The 19001-nt window shown below is 36.7% G+C and carries 14 protein-coding genes; 7 read left to right on the top strand and 7 right to left on the bottom strand.

Annotated elements, in window-relative coordinates; all coding sequences use genetic code 11:
* Window positions 1–78: 78 nt before the first annotated feature.
* The 5 genes from ACF3OB_RS09655 to pyrH form a co-directional block, all read right to left on the bottom strand.
* Window positions 79–1365, bottom strand: a complete 1287-nt coding sequence (locus tag ACF3OB_RS09655; protein ID WP_042008698.1) for a dicarboxylate/amino acid:cation symporter — start codon at window positions 1363–1365, stop codon at window positions 79–81.
* 178 nt (window positions 1366–1543) lie between these two features.
* Window positions 1544–2644 (bottom strand): DNA-processing protein DprA, encoded by a 1101-nt coding sequence (dprA, locus tag ACF3OB_RS09660; RefSeq protein WP_392447572.1) that lies wholly within the window; start codon window positions 2642–2644, stop codon window positions 1544–1546.
* Between the two features lie 80 nt (window positions 2645–2724).
* Entirely contained in the window at window positions 2725–4647 is a 1923-nt protein-coding gene (locus ACF3OB_RS09665) for a DUF294 nucleotidyltransferase-like domain-containing protein (RefSeq protein ID WP_172914739.1), read from the bottom strand.
* Between the two features lie 222 nt (window positions 4648–4869).
* Window positions 4870–5424, bottom strand: coding sequence for a ribosome recycling factor (frr, locus tag ACF3OB_RS09670; protein WP_042008706.1), 555 nt, complete (start codon window positions 5422–5424; stop codon window positions 4870–4872).
* An 83-nt stretch (window positions 5425–5507) separates the two neighbouring features.
* Window positions 5508–6218, bottom strand: a complete 711-nt coding sequence (pyrH, locus tag ACF3OB_RS09675; RefSeq protein WP_042008709.1) for a UMP kinase — start codon at window positions 6216–6218, stop codon at window positions 5508–5510.
* Between the two features lie 343 nt (window positions 6219–6561).
* Here pyrH and ACF3OB_RS09680 point away from each other — a divergent pair, with 343 nt between their 5' ends.
* From ACF3OB_RS09680 to ACF3OB_RS09695, 4 genes are all read left to right on the top strand, one after another.
* Window positions 6562–7086, top strand: coding sequence for a hypothetical protein (locus ACF3OB_RS09680; RefSeq protein WP_042008711.1), 525 nt, complete (start codon window positions 6562–6564; stop codon window positions 7084–7086).
* Window positions 7087–7235: 149 nt separating this feature from the next.
* Window positions 7236–7781, top strand: coding sequence for a crossover junction endodeoxyribonuclease RuvC (gene ruvC / locus ACF3OB_RS09685; protein WP_082021472.1), 546 nt, complete (start codon window positions 7236–7238; stop codon window positions 7779–7781).
* Between the two features lie 11 nt (window positions 7782–7792).
* Window positions 7793–8938, top strand: a complete 1146-nt coding sequence (hemW, locus tag ACF3OB_RS09690) for a radical SAM family heme chaperone HemW (RefSeq protein ID WP_172919393.1) — start codon at window positions 7793–7795, stop codon at window positions 8936–8938.
* A gap of 355 nt (window positions 8939–9293) precedes the next feature.
* A complete protein-coding gene (locus tag ACF3OB_RS09695; RefSeq protein WP_172919394.1) occupies window positions 9294–10319 on the top strand; it encodes a cytochrome-c peroxidase in 1026 nt (341 codons plus the stop codon).
* Between the two features lie 416 nt (window positions 10320–10735).
* Here the strand turns inward: ACF3OB_RS09695 and ACF3OB_RS09700 are convergent, their stop codons facing one another.
* Together ACF3OB_RS09700 and ettA are read right to left on the bottom strand one after the other, a co-directional pair.
* Window positions 10736–11938, bottom strand: a complete 1203-nt coding sequence (locus ACF3OB_RS09700; RefSeq protein WP_095893597.1) for an IS256 family transposase — start codon at window positions 11936–11938, stop codon at window positions 10736–10738.
* Window positions 11939–12075: 137 nt separating this feature from the next.
* Entirely contained in the window at window positions 12076–13767 is a 1692-nt protein-coding gene (ettA, locus tag ACF3OB_RS09705) for an energy-dependent translational throttle protein EttA (protein ID WP_042008721.1), read from the bottom strand.
* Between the two features lie 178 nt (window positions 13768–13945).
* On the opposite strand from ettA, the gene ACF3OB_RS09710 reads away from it, so the two are divergent.
* The 3 genes from ACF3OB_RS09710 to ACF3OB_RS09720 all read left to right on the top strand — a co-directional run bounded on the left by ACF3OB_RS09710 (window position 13946) and on the right by ACF3OB_RS09720 (window position 18860).
* Window positions 13946–14806 (top strand): neutral zinc metallopeptidase, encoded by an 861-nt coding sequence (locus ACF3OB_RS09710; RefSeq protein ID WP_042008726.1) that lies wholly within the window; start codon window positions 13946–13948, stop codon window positions 14804–14806.
* A gap of 121 nt (window positions 14807–14927) precedes the next feature.
* Window positions 14928–16553 (top strand): L-glutamate gamma-semialdehyde dehydrogenase, encoded by a 1626-nt coding sequence (gene pruA / locus ACF3OB_RS09715; protein ID WP_392447574.1) that lies wholly within the window; start codon window positions 14928–14930, stop codon window positions 16551–16553.
* Window positions 16554–16760: 207 nt separating this feature from the next.
* Window positions 16761–18860 (top strand): M3 family metallopeptidase, encoded by a 2100-nt coding sequence (locus ACF3OB_RS09720; RefSeq protein ID WP_392447576.1) that lies wholly within the window; start codon window positions 16761–16763, stop codon window positions 18858–18860.
* Window positions 18861–19001: the final 141 nt, after the last annotated feature.

Genomic DNA, 19001 nt, shown 5'->3' on the forward strand with positions numbered 1-19001 from the left:
TTTTTTGAATAGTAATTGGTAAATAATGGCTATTAGCTATAAAATTAAAATAGCGATATCTCTAATTTAAATTTACAGTTATTCTTCGGGTTCGTGTAATTTTCCAACTGATTTTCCGACAATCATTGTTACACAGGCATCACCCGTTACATTGGCAACGGTTCTTAGCATATCCAAAGGGCGATCAACAGCTAAAATCAATGCTAAACCACTTTCTGGGATACCCGCCTGTTCTAAAATGATCACCAACATTGCAATACTGGCTCCTGGCACTCCCGCAGTTCCAATACTCGCCAAAGTGGCAGTGGCAACAATCCCTAACTGAGCCGAGAAACTCAAATCCATTCCAAAAGCCTGAGCGATGAATAATGCCGCAATACCTAAATAAAGACTTGTTCCGTCCATATTCACAGTTGCTCCTAACGGAATAACAAAACTTGCGACCTCTTCATCAACTCCTAATTTCTTTTCAACAGTTTCCATTGTCAGGGGTAATGTAGCGGAACTTGAACTTGTCGAAAATGCTAATAGTTGTACTGGAGCTAAATTTTTAAAGAAAAATTTTGGCGTTTTTTTTGTGAAAGTCCATACCAAAAGGCCGTACACACCCATCATAATGGTCAATCCGATTACTACAGCCAAGGCATAAACTAAGAGAGCGGAAAGCATTTCCGCATTTGGCACCTCTACAATAAGGGACGCAATCAAAGCAAACACCCCGAAAGGAGCTACTTTCATTATTAAATCTATGATTTTGAGTATGATGTCATTCAAGCTGTCGAAAAAAGCCTTGACAGGTTTGGTCTTCTCTTCCGGAATCATTATCATGGCAAATCCAAAAAGCATAGCACAAAAAATGATTTGCAACATGTTGCTATTGTTGGTCGCTGATAGAAAAAGATTGTCAGGTATTAGGTTCTCAATAGGATCCAAGGGACGGGCTTCGCGTTGTTTGTTGTGTGCGACTTCAATGCTTGTATTCGCCTGAGTTTGGTACTCTCTTGTGAGTTCAGTGCGAGTTTCTTCAGTTAGCATATCTCCAGGCTTGATGATATTTGCAACCATCAACCCGATGGAAACCGCTAAAACAGTGGTTGATAGGTATAAAATAATAGTTCTCATCCCTATAGAGGAAATTTTTGAAATGTCTTTCAAATCAGCAATACCTTTGATCAGAGAAGCTAATATTAATGGTAAAGCAATAATTTTCAATGATTTGATAAACATATTCCCGAAGGGTTTTACAAAATCTAAAACGGCATCTTTTCCCCATGAAAATTGCAACATGAGTAGCCCGAGTAATCCTCCTGCAACCATTCCGATGAAAATTTGCCAATGTAACGCGAGTTTCTTTTTATCTTTCATATACGTATGTTGTTGAAAATAAGGTGATTTGATGTTGTTTTCATTGATATACAAACAAGGCTAAGAAAACCTCAATATATAACAAAGTATTAATAATCGTGCAAGATATGAATTTTTTACAAAACTCAAGTGATTCTGATGAAAAATATAAAATTATTTTCTGTTGTGAGGGTATTGGCTATATCACCTCAAAAAGTTTACCAGGAAACGGACGAACCATTCCTTTCATTTCTAATTGAAATAATAAGGAAGATACTTTGTAAATAGGAAGTTGACAGTCTATAGCTATCGAATCCAATAATTGCTTTCCGTTGTTTTTCAAGTGATTATGTATTTTTTCTTCCTCGGGAGTTAAAGAAACGAATAATTCTTGTTGAATGGTTTTGGCTTTAGGTTTATCCCAATTTAGGTGATATAATAAATCCTGAGCAGAGAGTAAAATTCGAGCTTTTTCATTGCGTATCAGCATATTGCATCCCAAGCTATAAGGGTCGGAAGCTCTTCCAGGAACGGCAAAGACCTCGCGGTTATATGAAAAAGCAATGTCTGCAGTAACTAAACTTCCACCTTTGATTCCCGATTCAATTACGATAGTAGCCTCTGATAAACCAGCAATAATCCGATTACGGCTTAGAAAATTCTTTCGATCGAATTTACTATCAATACCAAAATCAGTAATGAATCCGCCATTAGCTTCCATTTCTGCCATATATTTAGCATGTTGATTAGGGTAGATAGTATTCAATCCATGAGCTAAGCAAGCGATTGTCTGTAAATCGTGCTTCATAGCCGTTTTATGAGCCAGAATGTCTACGCCATAGGCGTATCCACTAACAATAACTATGTCTAAATCAGATAGTTCTTCAATTAGTTTTTCACAAAAAGCAATTCCATACGGAGTTATATTCCGAGTTCCAACAATGCTTAAAATACGTTTGTTAGCCAAATTTATGTTTCCACGTTGGTAGAATATAATCGGGCTATCAACACATTGTTTCAATAGAGTAGGGTAGTCAGTGTCGTTGTAGTGACAAACTTTGATGTTATTTTTCAGGATAAATTCAAGCTCAGTTTCTGCCTGAAGTAGATAGTCAGCAGAGGAGGAAAAATTTTGTAAGAGTTTTTCTCCAATACCGCTAACACGCTCCAAATGATGTTTTTTGATTGAAAATATAGCTTTGGCACTTCCAAAGTGAGCAAGTAGTTTTTTAGCTGTAATGTCGCCTACCATCGGAATTTTTTTCAAAGCTATCGTGTATAATAATTCTTCTTCCTGCATGTTTTTGTTTTTTTAAGCTGTAAGCTATACGCTATATGCTATATGCTATATGCTAACCCCTGATATTATTAACGACTGACCTAAACATACGTTAAATTCAATTTAAATCGCAGTTTTATCAATTCTTGAGCGTTGGAAATCGTTTTGAAACAGCGTTTTAGTTTTGTCTTTTCTTCTTTATTTAAATTTTTGATATTCAGGTATCTACCGCTGTCATCATTTTTTAATCCACTTTTTATACGGAATTTAAGTAAGGCTTTGGCAGCATAGGCACAGGCTAGGAATATTTCTTTATTTTGAGGTTCAAGTTCGGCTAATTTTTCAAAACGTTCAGCAGTGTTAGTTATATTTTTGATTTTGTGTGACAAAGCTAACAATCGTGCAATGTCGCTAATGGTAGTTAAAGCTCTGGCCTTCAGATCGAATTGATCCTTGTATTTTCCATCGTGTTCTACGATAAAATTTCTAAAAAATCCTAATGGAGAAGGGTTTTCCAAAGCACTTTTTGCTAACAATGCCATAAATCGTTCATTGGTTTGTGTAAATTCGAACACTTTATCACTTAATTTATTCACTAATGTAGCCTCTCCAAAGCTAAACGACATATCATAAAAAATTGAAAACATTAGTAAATCAGCATCGTTCGCATTTGATACCCATGATTTGAATTGTTCTTCCCATTTTGATAAACTCAAACACCAGTTCGGATTTTTTGCCATCATATTTGCAGGACAATAGTCATAACCAATCTTGTTTAACATAGTATTTATCTTATTTGCTAATTGCAAAAAATAGGTTTGAGTCTGTTCATAGTGTTCCTCAGAAACATCTTCAAAGACAATGGCATTGTCCTGATCGGTGATGAGAAACTGCTCTTTTCGTGCTAAACTCCCTAAACTAACCCATGCAAAACGTACGGGTGGAGGTGTCGGCATACGTTTGATACACAATTCAATAGCTTTTGAAGTAATTGCCTCGAACAACTGATGAAACAAATCGGTGATCAATCCCAAAGGTATGTTTTGGATTACGTATCCCTTTAATAAATTAATGGATTGTTGGCGGATACTTTTCAGGTGCTTTGACTTTTTGGAGCGTTTCACCGCTTTCATCAACTCAGGGATGCTATCTCCTTTAACAGTTTCGATGTCGTGCTGAGTCATGATACCAATCGTAGGAGTATTATTTGTACCGTCTTCGGTGATAATCAGATGATTAATGTTATTTTTTATCATCTCGAATTGAGCTTTTGCGATAGTCATCTGTTTGGGATAGGTACGCACTGGACTGCTCATTACCTGTGAAACTTGCATGTCCAATGAAAAATAACTGGTAGCAATTTGCTTTCGCAAATCTTTGTCCGTAACAATTCCCAAGGGTTTTTTGTCTGCATCCACAATTACGATGCTACTCACCCTTTTTTCGGTCATCAAAGTTGCTATTTGTTGTATAGATTCTTCGGGACTGGCTTTGACCACTTTTTTGACGTAAACAGCTGGTTGAAGTTCAAAAAAATCCTTTTGAAGCATGTTTCTATCAAAATTCTGATATAAATACTTCGTATGATCTATTGAATATGGGTTCCGAGTTTTTGAAGCGAATATTTCGATCAGATACAATCCGATTTTGGTATCTTTCTCAATCAGAGGTCTGAAATCCTTGGATGGGATGCCATAAATAATAGATTCTTCTTGAGCAATAGCACTCATTTGATAAGGTGTGTTCGTAATTATGGGACGTACCCCAAAAACATCGCCTTCATCACAGATATCGACCATCTCAAAATTGTCATTCACTGTTTGTCGCATTTCAATGGCACCTTCTTTTACGATATAAAAATAATCGTGTGGATGGTCTTGCTCATTGAATACTATTTTCCCTTTTTCCAAATAAATAATGGTAACCTCTTTGGATAAATTAAGTAAGTTTTCTTGATCAATAATATCAAAGGGAGGGAATTTTTTTAGAAAATCATTAACTCTATTGGCGATTGTATTTTTCATTCGGAGAGATCATGTCAAGTTTTCGCTGAGTTTTTTTTATTTCAAAACTTTGTCAAAATATAGGCTATTTGACAAAGTTTTGATTTTTTTATTCTAATCTTGTAGCCAAACATTCAAAGTGTAACTGTCTTGTTTTCATTTAGAAAGAATCCATTACGGTTTCATGCTTCGTGTATGTGTGAGATTAAAAACTATTTTATCTTTACTCGTAAGATAAAGGAATCAGACTTTTAAGATTTCAGATTCTTTAACGGCTAAAACTTCATCTACTTTTTTGATATATTTATCCGTTAGTTTTTGTACCCTTTCCTCAGCATCTTTTTTGATATCTTCTGAAGTCTCTACTTTTTTGATTTCTTTGTTAGCTTCCTGACGGGCGTTGCGTACACTAATTTTAGCATCTTCGCTTTCTCCTTTAGCTTGTTTTACCAAATCTTTACGGCGTTCCTCGGTTAAAGGAGGTACGCTAATGATTACATAATCACCGTTATTCATAGGGTTAAAACCTAAGTTAGCAACCAAAATTGCCTTTTCAATAGGCTGAATCATACTTTTTTCCCACGGTTGGATAGTAATCGTACGAGAATCGGGTGTGCTTACGTTAGCTACTTGGCTTAGAGGAGTTTGTGAACCGTAGTAATCTACAAAAACGCTCCCTAACATTTGTGGACTTGCTTTTCCTGCACGAATATTTACTAAAGCTTTTTCTAAATGAGCTAAGGCATTTTGCATTGCTTCTTCAGTACTTTCTAGAATAATGTTAATTTCTTCGTTCATATTTATAATATAAAAAATTGTTTGTTTTTTTAAGTGTTTTATTTTCTATCAATTCCGATTTTTATGGCTCTGACAAAGAGAAGTTACTTCACATCAACTGTGGTACCCACATTTTCGCCAGTTACAACCTTCATCAAATTTCCTTTTTTGTTCATGTCGAAAACAATAATCGGTAGATTGTTTTCTTGGCTCAGTGTGAAAGCAGTCATATCCATCACTTTCAGACCTTTATCCATCACATCGTCGAATGTAATACGTTCAAATTTGGTTGCGGTTGAATCTTTCTCTGGGTCGGCAGTGTAGATTCCGTCCACCCGAGTACCTTTCAAAATCACATCAGCATTGATTTCAATAGCACGAAGTACTGCTGCTGAGTCGGTTGTGAAATAAGGATTTCCTGTACCCGCACCAAAAATTACGACACGTCCTTTTTCCAAGTGGCGAACCGCACGGCGTTTGATAAAAGGCTCCGCAATAGCTTCCATTTTAATAGCCGTTTGCAAACGCGTATAAATACCCTCATCTTCCAAAGCACTCTGCAATGCCAACGAATTGATTACTGTTGCAAGCATTCCCATATAATCTCCTTGAACTCTGTCCATTCCATTACTTGCTCCAGCAACACCTCTAAAAATGTTTCCGCCACCTATCACAATAGCAACTTCAACGCCTTCTTTCACAACTTGCTTGATTTCAGAAGCATACTCTTTTAAACGGGCAGGGTCAATGCCATACTGACGGCTTCCCATCAGAGCTTCGCCACTTAATTTCAATAATATTCTTTTGTATTTCATAAAATATATATTTTTCAAAATAATAGTGATTAATTTGCTCCCAGTTTTCAATTGCCCATTGAATGACGCAAAACAAACCTGCAGGAAACAAATAAAACGATTTTTATTCACTTACGTTGCCTACCGTTGTTGGAAAATTTGGTGTATACACCTGTATTTTAAATGTTTATGTAGATCGAAAATCGAAAATAATCTTGTAAGAACTACTTCGTATATCGACGATACATTAAATAATCCACAAATATATACATTTTATAAATAAAATAAAAAAACCTGTTTTATTTTTTTGTATCAATTTTTTATATTACTTTTGAAACCTGAATCATGCAGTAAATGTTTATTTATGAAATATAGCTTTTGGTTTTTATATCTATCGCTTACGTTGGTAACAGCCTGTGGAGGTGGTGGAGCTAATTTAACAGAAGAGGAAAAAGAAAAAATAAAACAAGCTAAGTTGGATTCCATTGCCGATCTTAGACTTGCTGAGATTGATATGAATGAGGTTGATACATATCCTATTTTTAAAGGATTATGCTCAGAATCAGCGTCTAAGGAGGAGCAAAAACAGTGCTTTGTACAACATTTTTCTAAGTTTTTGCAAGAACGATTGGAAAACGAAAAAATAGAGGTTACCGAACCTATTTTGGATACTATATTTGTAAATATTAAAATTGATAACAACGGAAAGGCTGTGCTGGAAAATACTGAAGCCAAGGCGAAAACGAAAGAGTTATTGCCTACTCTTGATGAAGATTTAGCAGATAACTTAGATGAGATTGCAACTATAAATCCTATTCAACCCGCTACAAAACACGGAGTTAGTATTAGTGTACAGTTTCGAGTTCCAATTGTGATGAATGTAAAGTAGGAGATGATTCTTTACATAAGAATTCTAAATCTTACAGGGATTTTTTGAACCAGTTCTTTTTTCTTTTGAACAATTGCACTTTGATAATTTCTTCTTCAAGTAATAAAAGGTGCAGTTTAAAGTCTGTGTGAAATAAACAATAGAAATTTGTGGAAAAAATCATTTTAGGAATAGATCCTGGCACAACCATTATGGGTTTTGGTATTATCAAAGTTGAAAATCAGCAGATGGAATTGTTGCAAGTCAATGAGTTACATCTTCAAAAATATGATAATCACTATATCAAACTTCGTGTAATTTTCGACAGAACAATAGAACTTATCGACACGTATCATCCTGATGAATTAGCAATTGAAGCCCCTTTCTTTGGTAAAAATGTCCAATCAATGCTCAAATTAGGTCGAGCTCAAGGAGTAGCAATGGCAGCTGGGCTTTCTCGGCAACTACCTATAACCGAGTATGAACCTAAAAAAGTTAAAATGGCAATCACAGGAAACGGAAATGCTTCTAAGGAACAAGTTGCAAAAATGTTGCAACAGCTACTGAAAATAAAAGAATTACCCAAATATTTTGATGCTACTGACGGACTCGCTGTCGCTGTATGTCACTTTTTTAATAACGGTAAAGTAACTACCCAAAAATCATACAATAGTTGGGCAGCTTTTGTAAAACAAAATGAGAACCGCATCCGATAAAAATAGCAATTTTGCATAGCATTTACATACATATTCCCTTTTGCAAACAGGCATGCCATTACTGTGATTTTCATTTTTCCACGACTCTGAAACGCAGAAGTGAGATGGTAGACTCTTTGTGTAAGGAGTTGATAATTAGAAAAAAAGAAGCTGAAAATTCCGTTATTCAGACCATTTACTTTGGTGGTGGAACTCCCAGTATTCTCTCCGATCAGGAGTTGGAACGTATTCTACAAACCGTTTTTGAAAATTATTGTGTTAGTGATGATGCAGAGATTACCATAGAAGCGAATCCCGACGATTTTTTTAAAGATGGAAAGACCCCCGAACAGCGTTTATGTGTATTTAAATCTCTTAAAATTAATCGATTGAGCGTTGGTGTGCAGTCGTTTTTTGAGGAAGATTTACGCATGATGAACCGAGCTCACTCTACAGAGCAAGTTCACAGATTGCTTTCGGAAGCACCGAATTTTTTTGATAATATTACTCTTGATTTGATTTATGGAATTCCTAATATGAGTGATGAGCGTTGGCTACAAAATCTCGAAAAGGCTTTGTCTTACAATGTTCCACACATATCAGCCTACGCACTGACAGTAGAACCACAAACGGCATTGCATAAATTTATCGCAATAGGGAAAATAACCCAAGTTGATGATAATCAGTCGTTATCCCATTTTCAAAAGATGGTTGAAGTTTTGATAAAAGCAGGTTTTGTACACTACGAATTTTCAAATTTTGGCAAAGAAGGATATTTTAGTAGAAACAATACGGCTTATTGGTTTGGGAAAAAATATATGGGAATTGGGCCATCGGCACATAGTTTTAATGGAAGTGAACGCAGTTGGAACATCGCTCACAATATTAAATACATACAGGCGATTGCAAAGGGTGAACTTCCTGCTGAAAAAGAGGTGCTTTCGCAAAACGATCGATATAATGAATTGATAATCACTCGCATACGTACAATGATTGGTATTTCAATCACTCAAGTGAAGCAAGAGTTTGGGAAAAAATATTATACCTATTTATTGCAACAAGCCCAAAGACATTTTGCTGAGGCTACCTTACGTTTGGAAGGTGATTATCTTCGGGTCACTCCAAAAGGAAAATTTCTATCCGATGGTATAGCATCTGATTTATTTATGGTAGAGTAGTTTTGGCTTTTAAACGATGCCTAAAAATTAAATTTAAGAGGATAAGGTTGTTTTACTCGCGTACAAATGGTTGATTTTAATCTTTTTCTTCAGTAAAAAATATAAGTGTTAAGATGTTTTACCACTTTTTGGTGAAGTTGCAAATTTTCTCGTTGTTTATTTTCGGAAGCAATTACCCTTATTTTTTGTTTAAGCAAGATAATCAATTAGTTATAAGTTAAAAATAAAACGTATTTTTTTTTGGATTTGGTCTAAAATTTTGTTTGTTCATTGAGTAGGAAAAACAATTCGAAATAATAGGAAAATCAAAAAAAAAGGACGAAATTTGTAGCAACTAACAAATCTAACAACAAGTATGCGTAAAATTTATTTTTTATTGTCACTGGGAGTGCTTGTAAGTTGCAACAACGCTCCTAAAAATCAGGCTGTCAATGAGGTACATCCTGAAGAAACAAAATCTGAATTATTAAAAACAGCTGAAACGTTCTTCAAATCCGTTAGCTCTGTTCCTAAATCAGAAATTTCGGAAGAAAAAATCGCTTTAGGTAAGAAGCTGTATTTCGATACACGCTTATCAAAGGATGGGAACATCAGTTGTAATTCTTGCCACAATTTAGAAACTTTTGGTGTGGATAATTTGGCATTTTCACCAGGGGATACCAAAGAGCTTGGAGGTAGAAACTCGCCTACAGTATTTCACGCCAGTCTACACGCGATGCAGTTTTGGGATGGAAGGGCAAAAGATGTGGAGGAACAAGCTGAAGGGCCTATTCTAAACCCTGTGGAACACAATATCCCTAATGCAGAATTTTTAGAAAATAGATTGCGAAAGGTAGCCGAATACCAGACGTTGTTTAAAAAAGTGTATCCTGACCAAGAACAACCAATCACGTTTAAAAATATAGCTAATGCTATTGGGGCATTTGAGCGTACGCTAAATCCTGTATCACGATTCGATAAGTTCTTGGATGGCGACGAACATGCTTTAACTCAGCAAGAGAAAGACGGGCTTCAAGCTTTTGTAGATAATAGTTGTATTACGTGTCATTCAGGGGTAGCCATTGGAGGACAAATGTTCCAAAAATTCGGATTGTTTGGGGATTACTGGGAGCATACCAAAAGTAAAAAAGTTGATGCGGGATTGTTTGACTTGAATAAAAATGAAGGAGAAAAATACTTCTTTAAAGTTCCAGGATTGCGAAACATAGAAAAAACAGCTCCGTATTTCCACGATGGATCGGTAGAAAAATTAGAAGATGCTGTAAGGATAATGGCAAAACTGCAATCAGATAAAGAGCTGACAGATAAGCAAGTGAATGATATAGTAGCTTTTTTGAAAACTCTTACTGCCGATATTGACGATACGCAGAAAAGATTGTAACAAATAAGGAAATCCGATAGACTTCAGTTAACAAATAGTAGAATCGTTTAACCCCCATTTGAATTATTTTGAGGTGATTTTGAAAGGTTTGGTGATAACAGACCGATAATCAATAAAATAATTCAAGTGGGGGTTAGGTTATTACTATGCTTCTATTCGTACAAAGATTTAATTTATAAAGTTTTAGCCTGTTTTTTTAGCTCTACATACTCTAGGAGTAGTGTTAATAACTATTCAAATAAATCCTTTAAATCCTTTTCAACTTACACAGATTATGGGATACTCCTTTATCTCACACCAAGAAAGGGGATCCAGAGCGGGATGTAAAATATTCCGTCACTTCGTATCCCCTTCTTTTTCTTGAAAAAAGACACTATCCCTCTAAGTGTGTAAGTTAAAAAGTTGGGGTTAAGTTTTTATAGTTTGAGTCTTTGTGCAAATATAAGCATAAATTGGTTTAAGACAATCCCCCAATTTTGGATAGGCATACTCCACTTTTTGGTAGCTTCTCTCAAAGCCAAGAAAACGGACTTTTGCACAGCTTCGTCTGTTGGGAAAGACAGCTTGTTTTTGGTGTATTTCCGAATCTTACCATTCAGATTCTCAATAAGATTGGTTGTGTAAATAATTTTTCTTATCTCTAACGGAAAATCGAAAAATACGGTCAATTCGTCCCAATTGTCATACCAAGATTTGATAGCATAGCCGTATTTTGACTCCCATTTTTGGGCAAAATCCTCCAAAGCAACCTTGGCAGCTTCCTTGTTAGGGGCAGTATAAATGTGTTTCATATCGGCTGTAAATTCTTTTCTGTCTTTGTAAACCACATACTTACAAGCATTCCTAATCTGATGAACCACACATATTTGCGTTTGTGATTGGGGAAAAACCGTGCGAATGGTTTGCGTAAATCCGTTTAAATTATCGGTGGCAGTAATGAGAATATCTTCCACTCCACGAGCCTTTAAATCAGTGAGAACGCTCATCCAAAAGGCGGAACTTTCATTCTTTCCGAGCCACATTCCTAAAACTTCCTTTTTTCCCTCTCGATTCAAGCCCACAGCAAGGTAAATGGTTTTGTTGACAACTTTTGAGTTCTCACGAACTTTAAAAACGATGCCGTCCATCCAAACAATCAGATACAGCTCGTCCAACGGGCGGTTCTGCCAAGCGACCATTTCATTGGTAACCGCATTGGTAATCCTTGATATTGTGGAAGTTGATACTTCAAAGCCGTACATTTCTTGGATTTGTTCTTCGATGTCGCTCACGCTCATTCCTTTGGCATAGAACGATACGATGATGTTTTCCAAACCATCGATAACGTTCTTGCGTTTAGGGACTAACATTGGGTTAAAACTACCGTCTCTATCCCTAGGAACTTGGATTTGTTCTTCGCCAAAGGAAGTTTTTATCTTCTTGGAAGTGTGTCCGTTACGATAATTTCCATCTTTAGTTTTGTCGTGTTTTTCGTTGTCCAAGTGAACGTCGAGTTCGGCATTGAGCATATGTTCCACCGCTTTTTTGTGGAGCTCTTTAAAGAAACCTGTCAAGTCCTCAGCAGTCTTAAATGACTTGTAAAATTCTTTGCTGTTGAGCAATTCTTCCTTGTTAATCATATCTGTTTAAATTATGGGTCAAAAATAGTTAAAAAGTTATTCTGAAATTTTTTGAGCTTTTAAGGGCTCAAAAAATTTCAGAATAACTTTTCAACTTACACAGATTATGGGATACTCCCTGAAAATGAATATCTTGACTACCTAACCAATTTTTTATACTTAATACGTGTTGGGGTAACTTCTTTTCCAAGGCGTTTACGTTTGTTTTCCTCATATTCAGAGAAACTTCCTTCAAAGAAATATACCTGTGAATCGCCTTCGAAAGCTAAGATATGCGTACAAATTCTATCTAAGAACCAACGGTCGTGCGAGATGACTACTGCACAACCTGCGAAGTTTTCCAAACCTTCCTCCAAAGCACGTAATGTATTAACATCTAAGTCATTAGTAGGCTCATCAAGTAAAAGTACGTTTCCTTCTTCTTTTAAGGTCATTGCCAAATGCAAACGGTTGCGTTCTCCACCTGAAAGCGTAGCTACTTTTTTGTTTTGCTCACTTCCACTGAAATTAAATCTACTGAGGTAGGCACGGGAGTTAACTTGCCGTCCGCCCATCATAATAAGGTCTTGTCCATCAGAAAAATTTTCCCAAATGGATTTTTCAGGGTCAATATTCTTATGGGATTGGTCAACATAAGCAATTTTTACTGTATCACCCACTATAAATTCTCCTGAATCAGGAGTTTCTTCACCCATAATCATTCTGAAAATTGTGGATTTTCCTGCCCCGTTAGGACCAATTACTCCAACAATCCCAGCTTGTGGAAGCACAAAATTAAGGTTATCATACAAAAGTTTATCCCCGAAGGCTTTAGCAACTCCTTTTGCTTCAATGACATTAGTGCCTAAACGAGGTCCGTTCGGAATGTAGATTTCGAGTTTTTCTTCTAGTTGCTTTTGGTCCTCGTTGAGTAATCGGTCATAATTTTGCAAACGGGCTTTCTGCTTGGCTTGTCGTCCTTTAGCTCCTTGTCGTACCCATTCCAACTCACGTTCCAATACTTTTTGGCGTTTGGATTCTGTTTTTTGCTCTTGTGCCAAACGTTTTGCTTTTTGGTCAAGCCATGATGAATAGTTTCCTTTCCACGGAATGCCTTCACCTCGGTCAAGTTCCAAGATCCAACCTGCTACATTGTCCAAGAAATAACGGTCGTGCGTTACGGCGATGACCGTTCCTGCATATTGTTGTAGGTGTTGTTCTAGCCAAAGTACCGATTCGGCATCAAGGTGGTTAGTAGGCTCGTCAAGTAACAGAACATCAGGTTGTTGTAACAATAAACGACATAACGCCACACGACGACGTTCTCCTCCCGAAAGCACTTTTATAGGAGTGTCAGGGTCAGGCGTACGAAGGGCATCCATTGCCACTTCTAATTTGTTATCGATTTCCCAACCACCACAAGCGTCGATTTTATCTTGTAGTTCAGCTTGTTTGTCCATCAATTTTTGCATTTTGTCAGGGTCGGAGTAAACCTCTTCCAAGCCAAACATATCATTGATTTTGTTAAACTCGTCCAAAATGGCAATTACATCGGCAGCTCCCTCGCGAACCACTTCAATCACGGTTTTGTTTTCATCTAATTGTGGTTCTTGTTCCAAATATCCAACCGTGTAACCTGGGGCAAACACTACTTCGCCTTGATGGTTTTTATCAACACCTGCTATAATCTTTAAAAGAGATGATTTTCCCGAACCATTCAATCCTAAAATACCGATTTTAGCTCCGTAAAAAAAACTTAAATAGATGTCTTTAAGCACCTGTTTATTAGTCGAAGCGTACGTTTTGCTTACCTTCGACATTGAAAAAATTACTTTCTTATCGTCTGACATTTTATGTTATTTTAAACTTAGAATATGATACTATATTAAGGTTATTTGTTGCAAAGGTAGTATATTTTTTCGTTGAAGCAAATAGAACTACTCAGGTAGAATATTATTCTCAAAAAAATTTGAATATTACCGATGAGAATCGTATTTTTGTCATCTATATTTTAAAATTTATGTATCTATGAAATGGGAAGGCAGACGGCAAAGTGGGAATGTCGAAGACCGCAGAGGCTCAGGAGCAGGTAAAAAGGTCATCGCAGGAGGAGGTATTTTAGGTATCATTATTCTGCTTCTGCAGGTTTTTGGAGGCGAAACAGGACAAACAATAGCCCCTATGTTAGAACAATTCAACCAAAGCCAACAAGTGCAACAAGCAGATGCAAATGTGGAACTTACGCCAGAACAAAAACAAATTGGAGCTTTTGCGGCAACGGTTTTGGCAGATACGGAAGATGTTTGGGATAAGATATTTAAAGAAAATAGTTTAGGTGAATATCAAAAACCAACTTTGGTGTTGTTTACCGATGTTGTTGAGTCTGCTTGTGGAAGAGCAACGGCTTCTGTAGGGCCTTTTTACTGTCCTGCGGATTACAAGATTTATATGGATATGAGTTTTTTTGAGGAGTTACGTACACGATTTGGAGCGAAAGGAGGCGATTTTGCTATCGCCTACGTAATGGCTCATGAGGTAGGGCACCATATACAAACTTTGCTTGGTACGTCTAAAAAAGTACGACAAGCACAGCAAGGGAAAAGCCAAGCTTATGCTAATAAACTGTCTGTAGCTCAAGAACTTCAAGCTGATTTTTACGCAGGAGTATGGGCTCATCACAATCGGAAATATTTAGAGGAAGGCGATATTGAAGAGGCGATGAGTGCTGCCCATGCCGTAGGAGATGATGCTATTCAGAAACGTGTTCGTGGGCATGTGGAGCCTGATTCTTTTACACATGGCACCTCTGAACAGCGTGTGAAATGGTTTATGAAGGGATACAATACGGGAGATATCCGTCAAGGAAACACCTTTGATGAAATAAATTAGTTTTTTGTATTTACTTACCAAAAGGATTTTGTTTTGTCAAAATTAGGTGAGTAATCTTTAAAACATAATCGAAAAGAAGTAAAGTAAGACATAATAAATAAATTTTCAAAAAAAGTAACTTATGGGAAAAGGATTTTTTAATGTACCAAAGGCTGTAAATGAGCCTGTAAAATCATATGCAAAAGGAACGCCTGAACGTGATGCTGTTTTAAAAGCATACAAAGAGCTTTGGAACAGTCAGGCAGATGTTCCACTATACATCGGTTCGGAGGAAATAAGAACTGGAGACACTAAAAACATGACCGCTCCTCACGATCATCAACATGTGGTAGGAAAGTATCATTTAGCTGAAAAACAACATGTTGAAAAAGCGATCAAAACAGCTTTGGAGGCTCGTGAAAAATGGGCTGCCATGCCGTGGGAAGAACGTGCGGCTATTTTCTTAAAAGCGGCAGAACTCATTGCAGGGCCTTACAGAGCAAAGATGAATGCCGCTACCATGATTGCTCAGTCTAAAACCATTCATCAAGCGGAAATTGACTCGGCTTGTGAATTGATTGACTTTTTGCGTTTCAATGTAGAGTTTATGGCAAATATCTACAATGACCAACCAATTTCTTCTGAAGGTATTTGGAATCGTGTGGAATACAGACCTTTGGAAGGATTTATTTATGCTGTAACTCCGTTTAATTTCACTGCAATTTCAGGAAATTTACCAGCGAGTGCCGCTCTGATGGGCAACGTAGTAGTATGGAAACCGAGTAATGCACAGGTGTTTTCAGCTAACGTAATTATGGAAGTTTTCAAAGAAGCGGGACTTCCTGACGGAGTTATCAATTTCATCAACGGAGATGCAGCGATGATTACAGAAACTTTATTGGCAAGTCCTGATTTTGCGGGAATTCACTTCACAGGTTCTACAGGTGTTTTCCAAGATATCTGGAGAAAAATAGGTACGAATATTCACAATTACAAAACTTACCCGAAAATTGTAGGAGAAACAGGAGGTAAAGATTTTATCGTGGCTCATCCTTCAGCTATCTCAAAACAAGTGGCAACGGCAATCACTCGTGGAGCTTTTGAATACCAAGGACAAAAATGTAGTGCTGCTTCACGTGTATATCTGCCAAAATCAAAAGCTACTGAAATCCTTAATTTTGTAAAAGAAGATGTACTTTCGTTCAAAATGGGTTCACCCGAAAATATGGAAAACTTTATTACAGCTGTTATCCACGAAAGTTCTTTTAATAAATTAGCAAAATATATCGATCAAGCTAAACAAGATTCTGATGCAGAGGTGTTTGTAGGTGGGAATTATGATAAATCGAAGGGGTATTTCATTGAGCCAACAGTAATCGTAACTACCAATCCTAAATATACAACTATGGAAACTGAACTTTTCGGCCCTGTGGTTACGGTATATGTTTATGAGGATGAAAAATGGACTGAAACCCTCAAATTGGTAGATGAAACATCCGAGTACGCATTAACAGGAGCTGTGTTTTCACAAGATAGATACGCTTTAAATGAGGCAATTAAAGCTTTAGAAGATGCGGCAGGAAACTTCTACATTAACGACAAGCCAACGGGAGCTGTGGTAGGGCAACAGCCTTTTGGTGGAGCAAGAGCTTCTGGAACAAACGACAAAGCTGGTTCAGCTCAAAATCTATTGCGTTGGGTATCACCGCGATTGATTAAAGAAACATTTGTTCCGCCAGTGGATTACAGATATCCTTTTTTAGGATAGCGTTTTAGTTTACCACATAAATACGCCATTTTGGTAGAATTATTAAGAATGGTTACGCTCCTGCTTAATCAAAAAGCATGGAAACGATTTTTTTAGACCTTTTTAAATAACTATTTCTGTCGTAATTGTGTATTTATGTGGTTAAAGTATAAATGTGTTTTTTCGTTAATATTTAATGTGTTACTTACTCAAAAATAATATATCACAATGAAAAAAAATCATCTGTTGACAACAGCTTTGGTACTTGCCTTAGTAAGTTGTGATGACTCCAAAAAACAGACAATTCCTATGGAAGAAAACCCTTTGTTGGTGGAGAGTAAATTAGAATATTTTGCTCCCGACTTTTCGAAAATTAAAGATGAACACTTTCGTCCTGCCTTGTTAAAAGGTATGGAATTGCAGGTCGAACGTGTTGAAAAAATCGCTAATAGTACCGAAGCACCTACTTTTGAAAACACCATTATCGCTTTGGAGCAAAGTGGTCAGGAACTCAGTAGAGCTCGACGTGTGTTTTCCGCATTAGCATCGGCTCACACCAACGATACCATTAAAGCTATTCAAAAAGATTTATCAGCAAAATTCGCAGCACATTCCGATGCTATATTCCTGAATGATAATTTATTCCAGCGTATTAAGGAGTTGCATGGAAAACGTGAATCACTAAATTTGGATGCTGAATCTAAGAAGTTACTTGAGTATTACTATGAAAATTTTGAAATTTCAGGGGCTAATTTGTCAAAAGAAAGCAAAGAAATTTTGAAACAATACAATGCTGAGTTGGCTTCGCTACAAACTGAATTCAATCAAACTTTGTTAGAAGGAAATTTAGCATCAGCTCAAACCTTTGACAACAAAGATGCTTTGGATGGATTAAGTAATGAAACTTTAGAAAGCATTGCAAACGACGGGAAATGGAAAGTACCTACTTTTAACACTACCCAACAGCCGTCCCTTGTTGATTTGAAAAACCGAGTAACTCGTAGACAAATCTTTGAAGCTGCTTGGAGCAGAACCGATGGAGGAAAGCATAATACTAATGAAATTGTTAAAAAAATAGCTGTTTTACGAGCTAAAAAAGCAAATTTGTTAGGGTTCAAAAACTACGCAGAATGGTCGTTACAGCAAACCATGGTCAAAACTCCTGAAAATATATATCAGTTTTTCAAAGATTTAGTACCAGCTTCGGTAGGTAAAGTGAAAGACGAAGCTAAAGAGATTCAAGCTCAGATTAAGGCTACTGGCGGAGATTTTGTTTTAACACCCTACGACTGGAATTTTTATGCTGAGCAAGTCCGTAAAGCAAAATATGATTTGGATGAAAATGAACTAAAACCCTATTTTGAATTAAAAAATGCATTAGAAAAAGGAGTTTTCTATGCTGCTGAGCGTCTGTATGGGATTAAATTCAAAGAGCGTAAGGACATCCCCGTATATCATCCAGATGTACTTGTTTATGAGCTATTTGAGGAAGATGGCTCCAAATTGGGATTGTTCTATGGTGATTTCTTTGCACGAGAGAGCAAACGAGGCGGTGCATGGATGGGCAACTTTGTAGAACAGTCGAAATTATTGGGTAAAAAACCTGTGATTTACAATGTTTGTAACTATCCGAAACCTGCTGACGGACTTCCTGCATTGCTTACTTTCGATGAATTGACGACTCTGTACCATGAATTTGGACATGCTCTCCACGGATTTTTTGCTAATCAGCAATATGCATCGCTTTCAGGAACTGCTGTAGCTCGTGATTTTGTAGAGCTACCTTCGCAATTCCATGAGAACTGGGCTTTGCATCCTGAAATTTTAAGTAACTATGCAGTTCATTATGAAACTAAACAGCCAATTCCACAAGCATTAGTTGATAAGATAATGAAAGCCAGTACTTTCAATCAAGGATATTCTTTTACTGAAGTGTTGGCAGCCGCTAATTTAGATTTGCAATGGCATACCATTTCAGCGGATACTCATATTGAAGATGTAACTGCTTTTGAAATAGAAGCATTGAAAAAAACAGGTTTGTTTCTCAATGAAGTACCTCCTCGCTATCGTTCATCTTATTTTGCTCATATTTTTGGTGGAGGATATGGAGCTGGTTACTATTCATATCAATGGACAGAGATGTTACACCATGATGCGTACATGTGGTTTCTCGAAAATGGAGGCTTAACCCGTTCTAACGGGCAACGTTTTAGAGATATGATTCTTTCTCGAGGAAATACCTTAGACTACGAAAAAATGTATTTAGATTTTAGAGGAAAACAACCTTCTATTGAGCCTATGTTAAAGGCAAGAGGATTCAAGAAATAGGTTGTAGTTTTAAATAATTAAGTAATGAGTATCAAAATCCAAGTTTCAAGTATAGATTTAATCCTTACTTGTAGCTTGGGTTTTGTTCCCTTTAGGATGACCACATAAATTATTTTTTAAATTTAATCACATAACCTTATA

This window comes from Capnocytophaga canis, from assembly GCF_043187445.1.
Lineage (GTDB): Bacteria > Bacteroidota > Bacteroidia > Flavobacteriales > Flavobacteriaceae > Capnocytophaga > Capnocytophaga canis.

Bases quoted from the DNA above. Each gene is read 5' to 3' on its own strand.
- ACF3OB_RS09655 (WP_042008698.1), bottom strand. From the start codon at position 1,365: ATGAAAGATAAAAAGAAACTCGCGTTACATTGGCAAATTTTCATCGGA.
- dprA (WP_392447572.1), bottom strand. From the start codon at position 2,644: ATGCAGGAAGAAGAATTATTATACACGATAGCTTTGAAAAAAATTCCG.
- ACF3OB_RS09665 (WP_172914739.1), bottom strand. From the start codon at position 4,647: ATGAAAAATACAATCGCCAATAGAGTTAATGATTTTCTAAAAAAATTC.
- frr (WP_042008706.1), bottom strand. From the start codon at position 5,424: ATGAACGAAGAAATTAACATTATTCTAGAAAGTACTGAAGAAGCAATG.
- pyrH (WP_042008709.1), bottom strand. From the start codon at position 6,218: ATGAAATACAAAAGAATATTATTGAAATTAAGTGGCGAAGCTCTGATG.
- ACF3OB_RS09680 (WP_042008711.1), top strand. From the start codon at position 6,562: ATGAAATATAGCTTTTGGTTTTTATATCTATCGCTTACGTTGGTAACA.
- ACF3OB_RS09695 (WP_172919394.1), top strand. From the start codon at position 9,294: ATGCGTAAAATTTATTTTTTATTGTCACTGGGAGTGCTTGTAAGTTGC.
- ACF3OB_RS09700 (WP_095893597.1), bottom strand. From the start codon at position 11,938: ATGATTAACAAGGAAGAATTGCTCAACAGCAAAGAATTTTACAAGTCA.
- ettA (WP_042008721.1), bottom strand. From the start codon at position 13,767: ATGTCAGACGATAAGAAAGTAATTTTTTCAATGTCGAAGGTAAGCAAA.
- ACF3OB_RS09710 (WP_042008726.1), top strand. From the start codon at position 13,946: ATGAAATGGGAAGGCAGACGGCAAAGTGGGAATGTCGAAGACCGCAGA.
- pruA (WP_392447574.1), top strand. From the start codon at position 14,928: ATGGGAAAAGGATTTTTTAATGTACCAAAGGCTGTAAATGAGCCTGTA.
- ACF3OB_RS09720 (WP_392447576.1), top strand. From the start codon at position 16,761: ATGAAAAAAAATCATCTGTTGACAACAGCTTTGGTACTTGCCTTAGTA.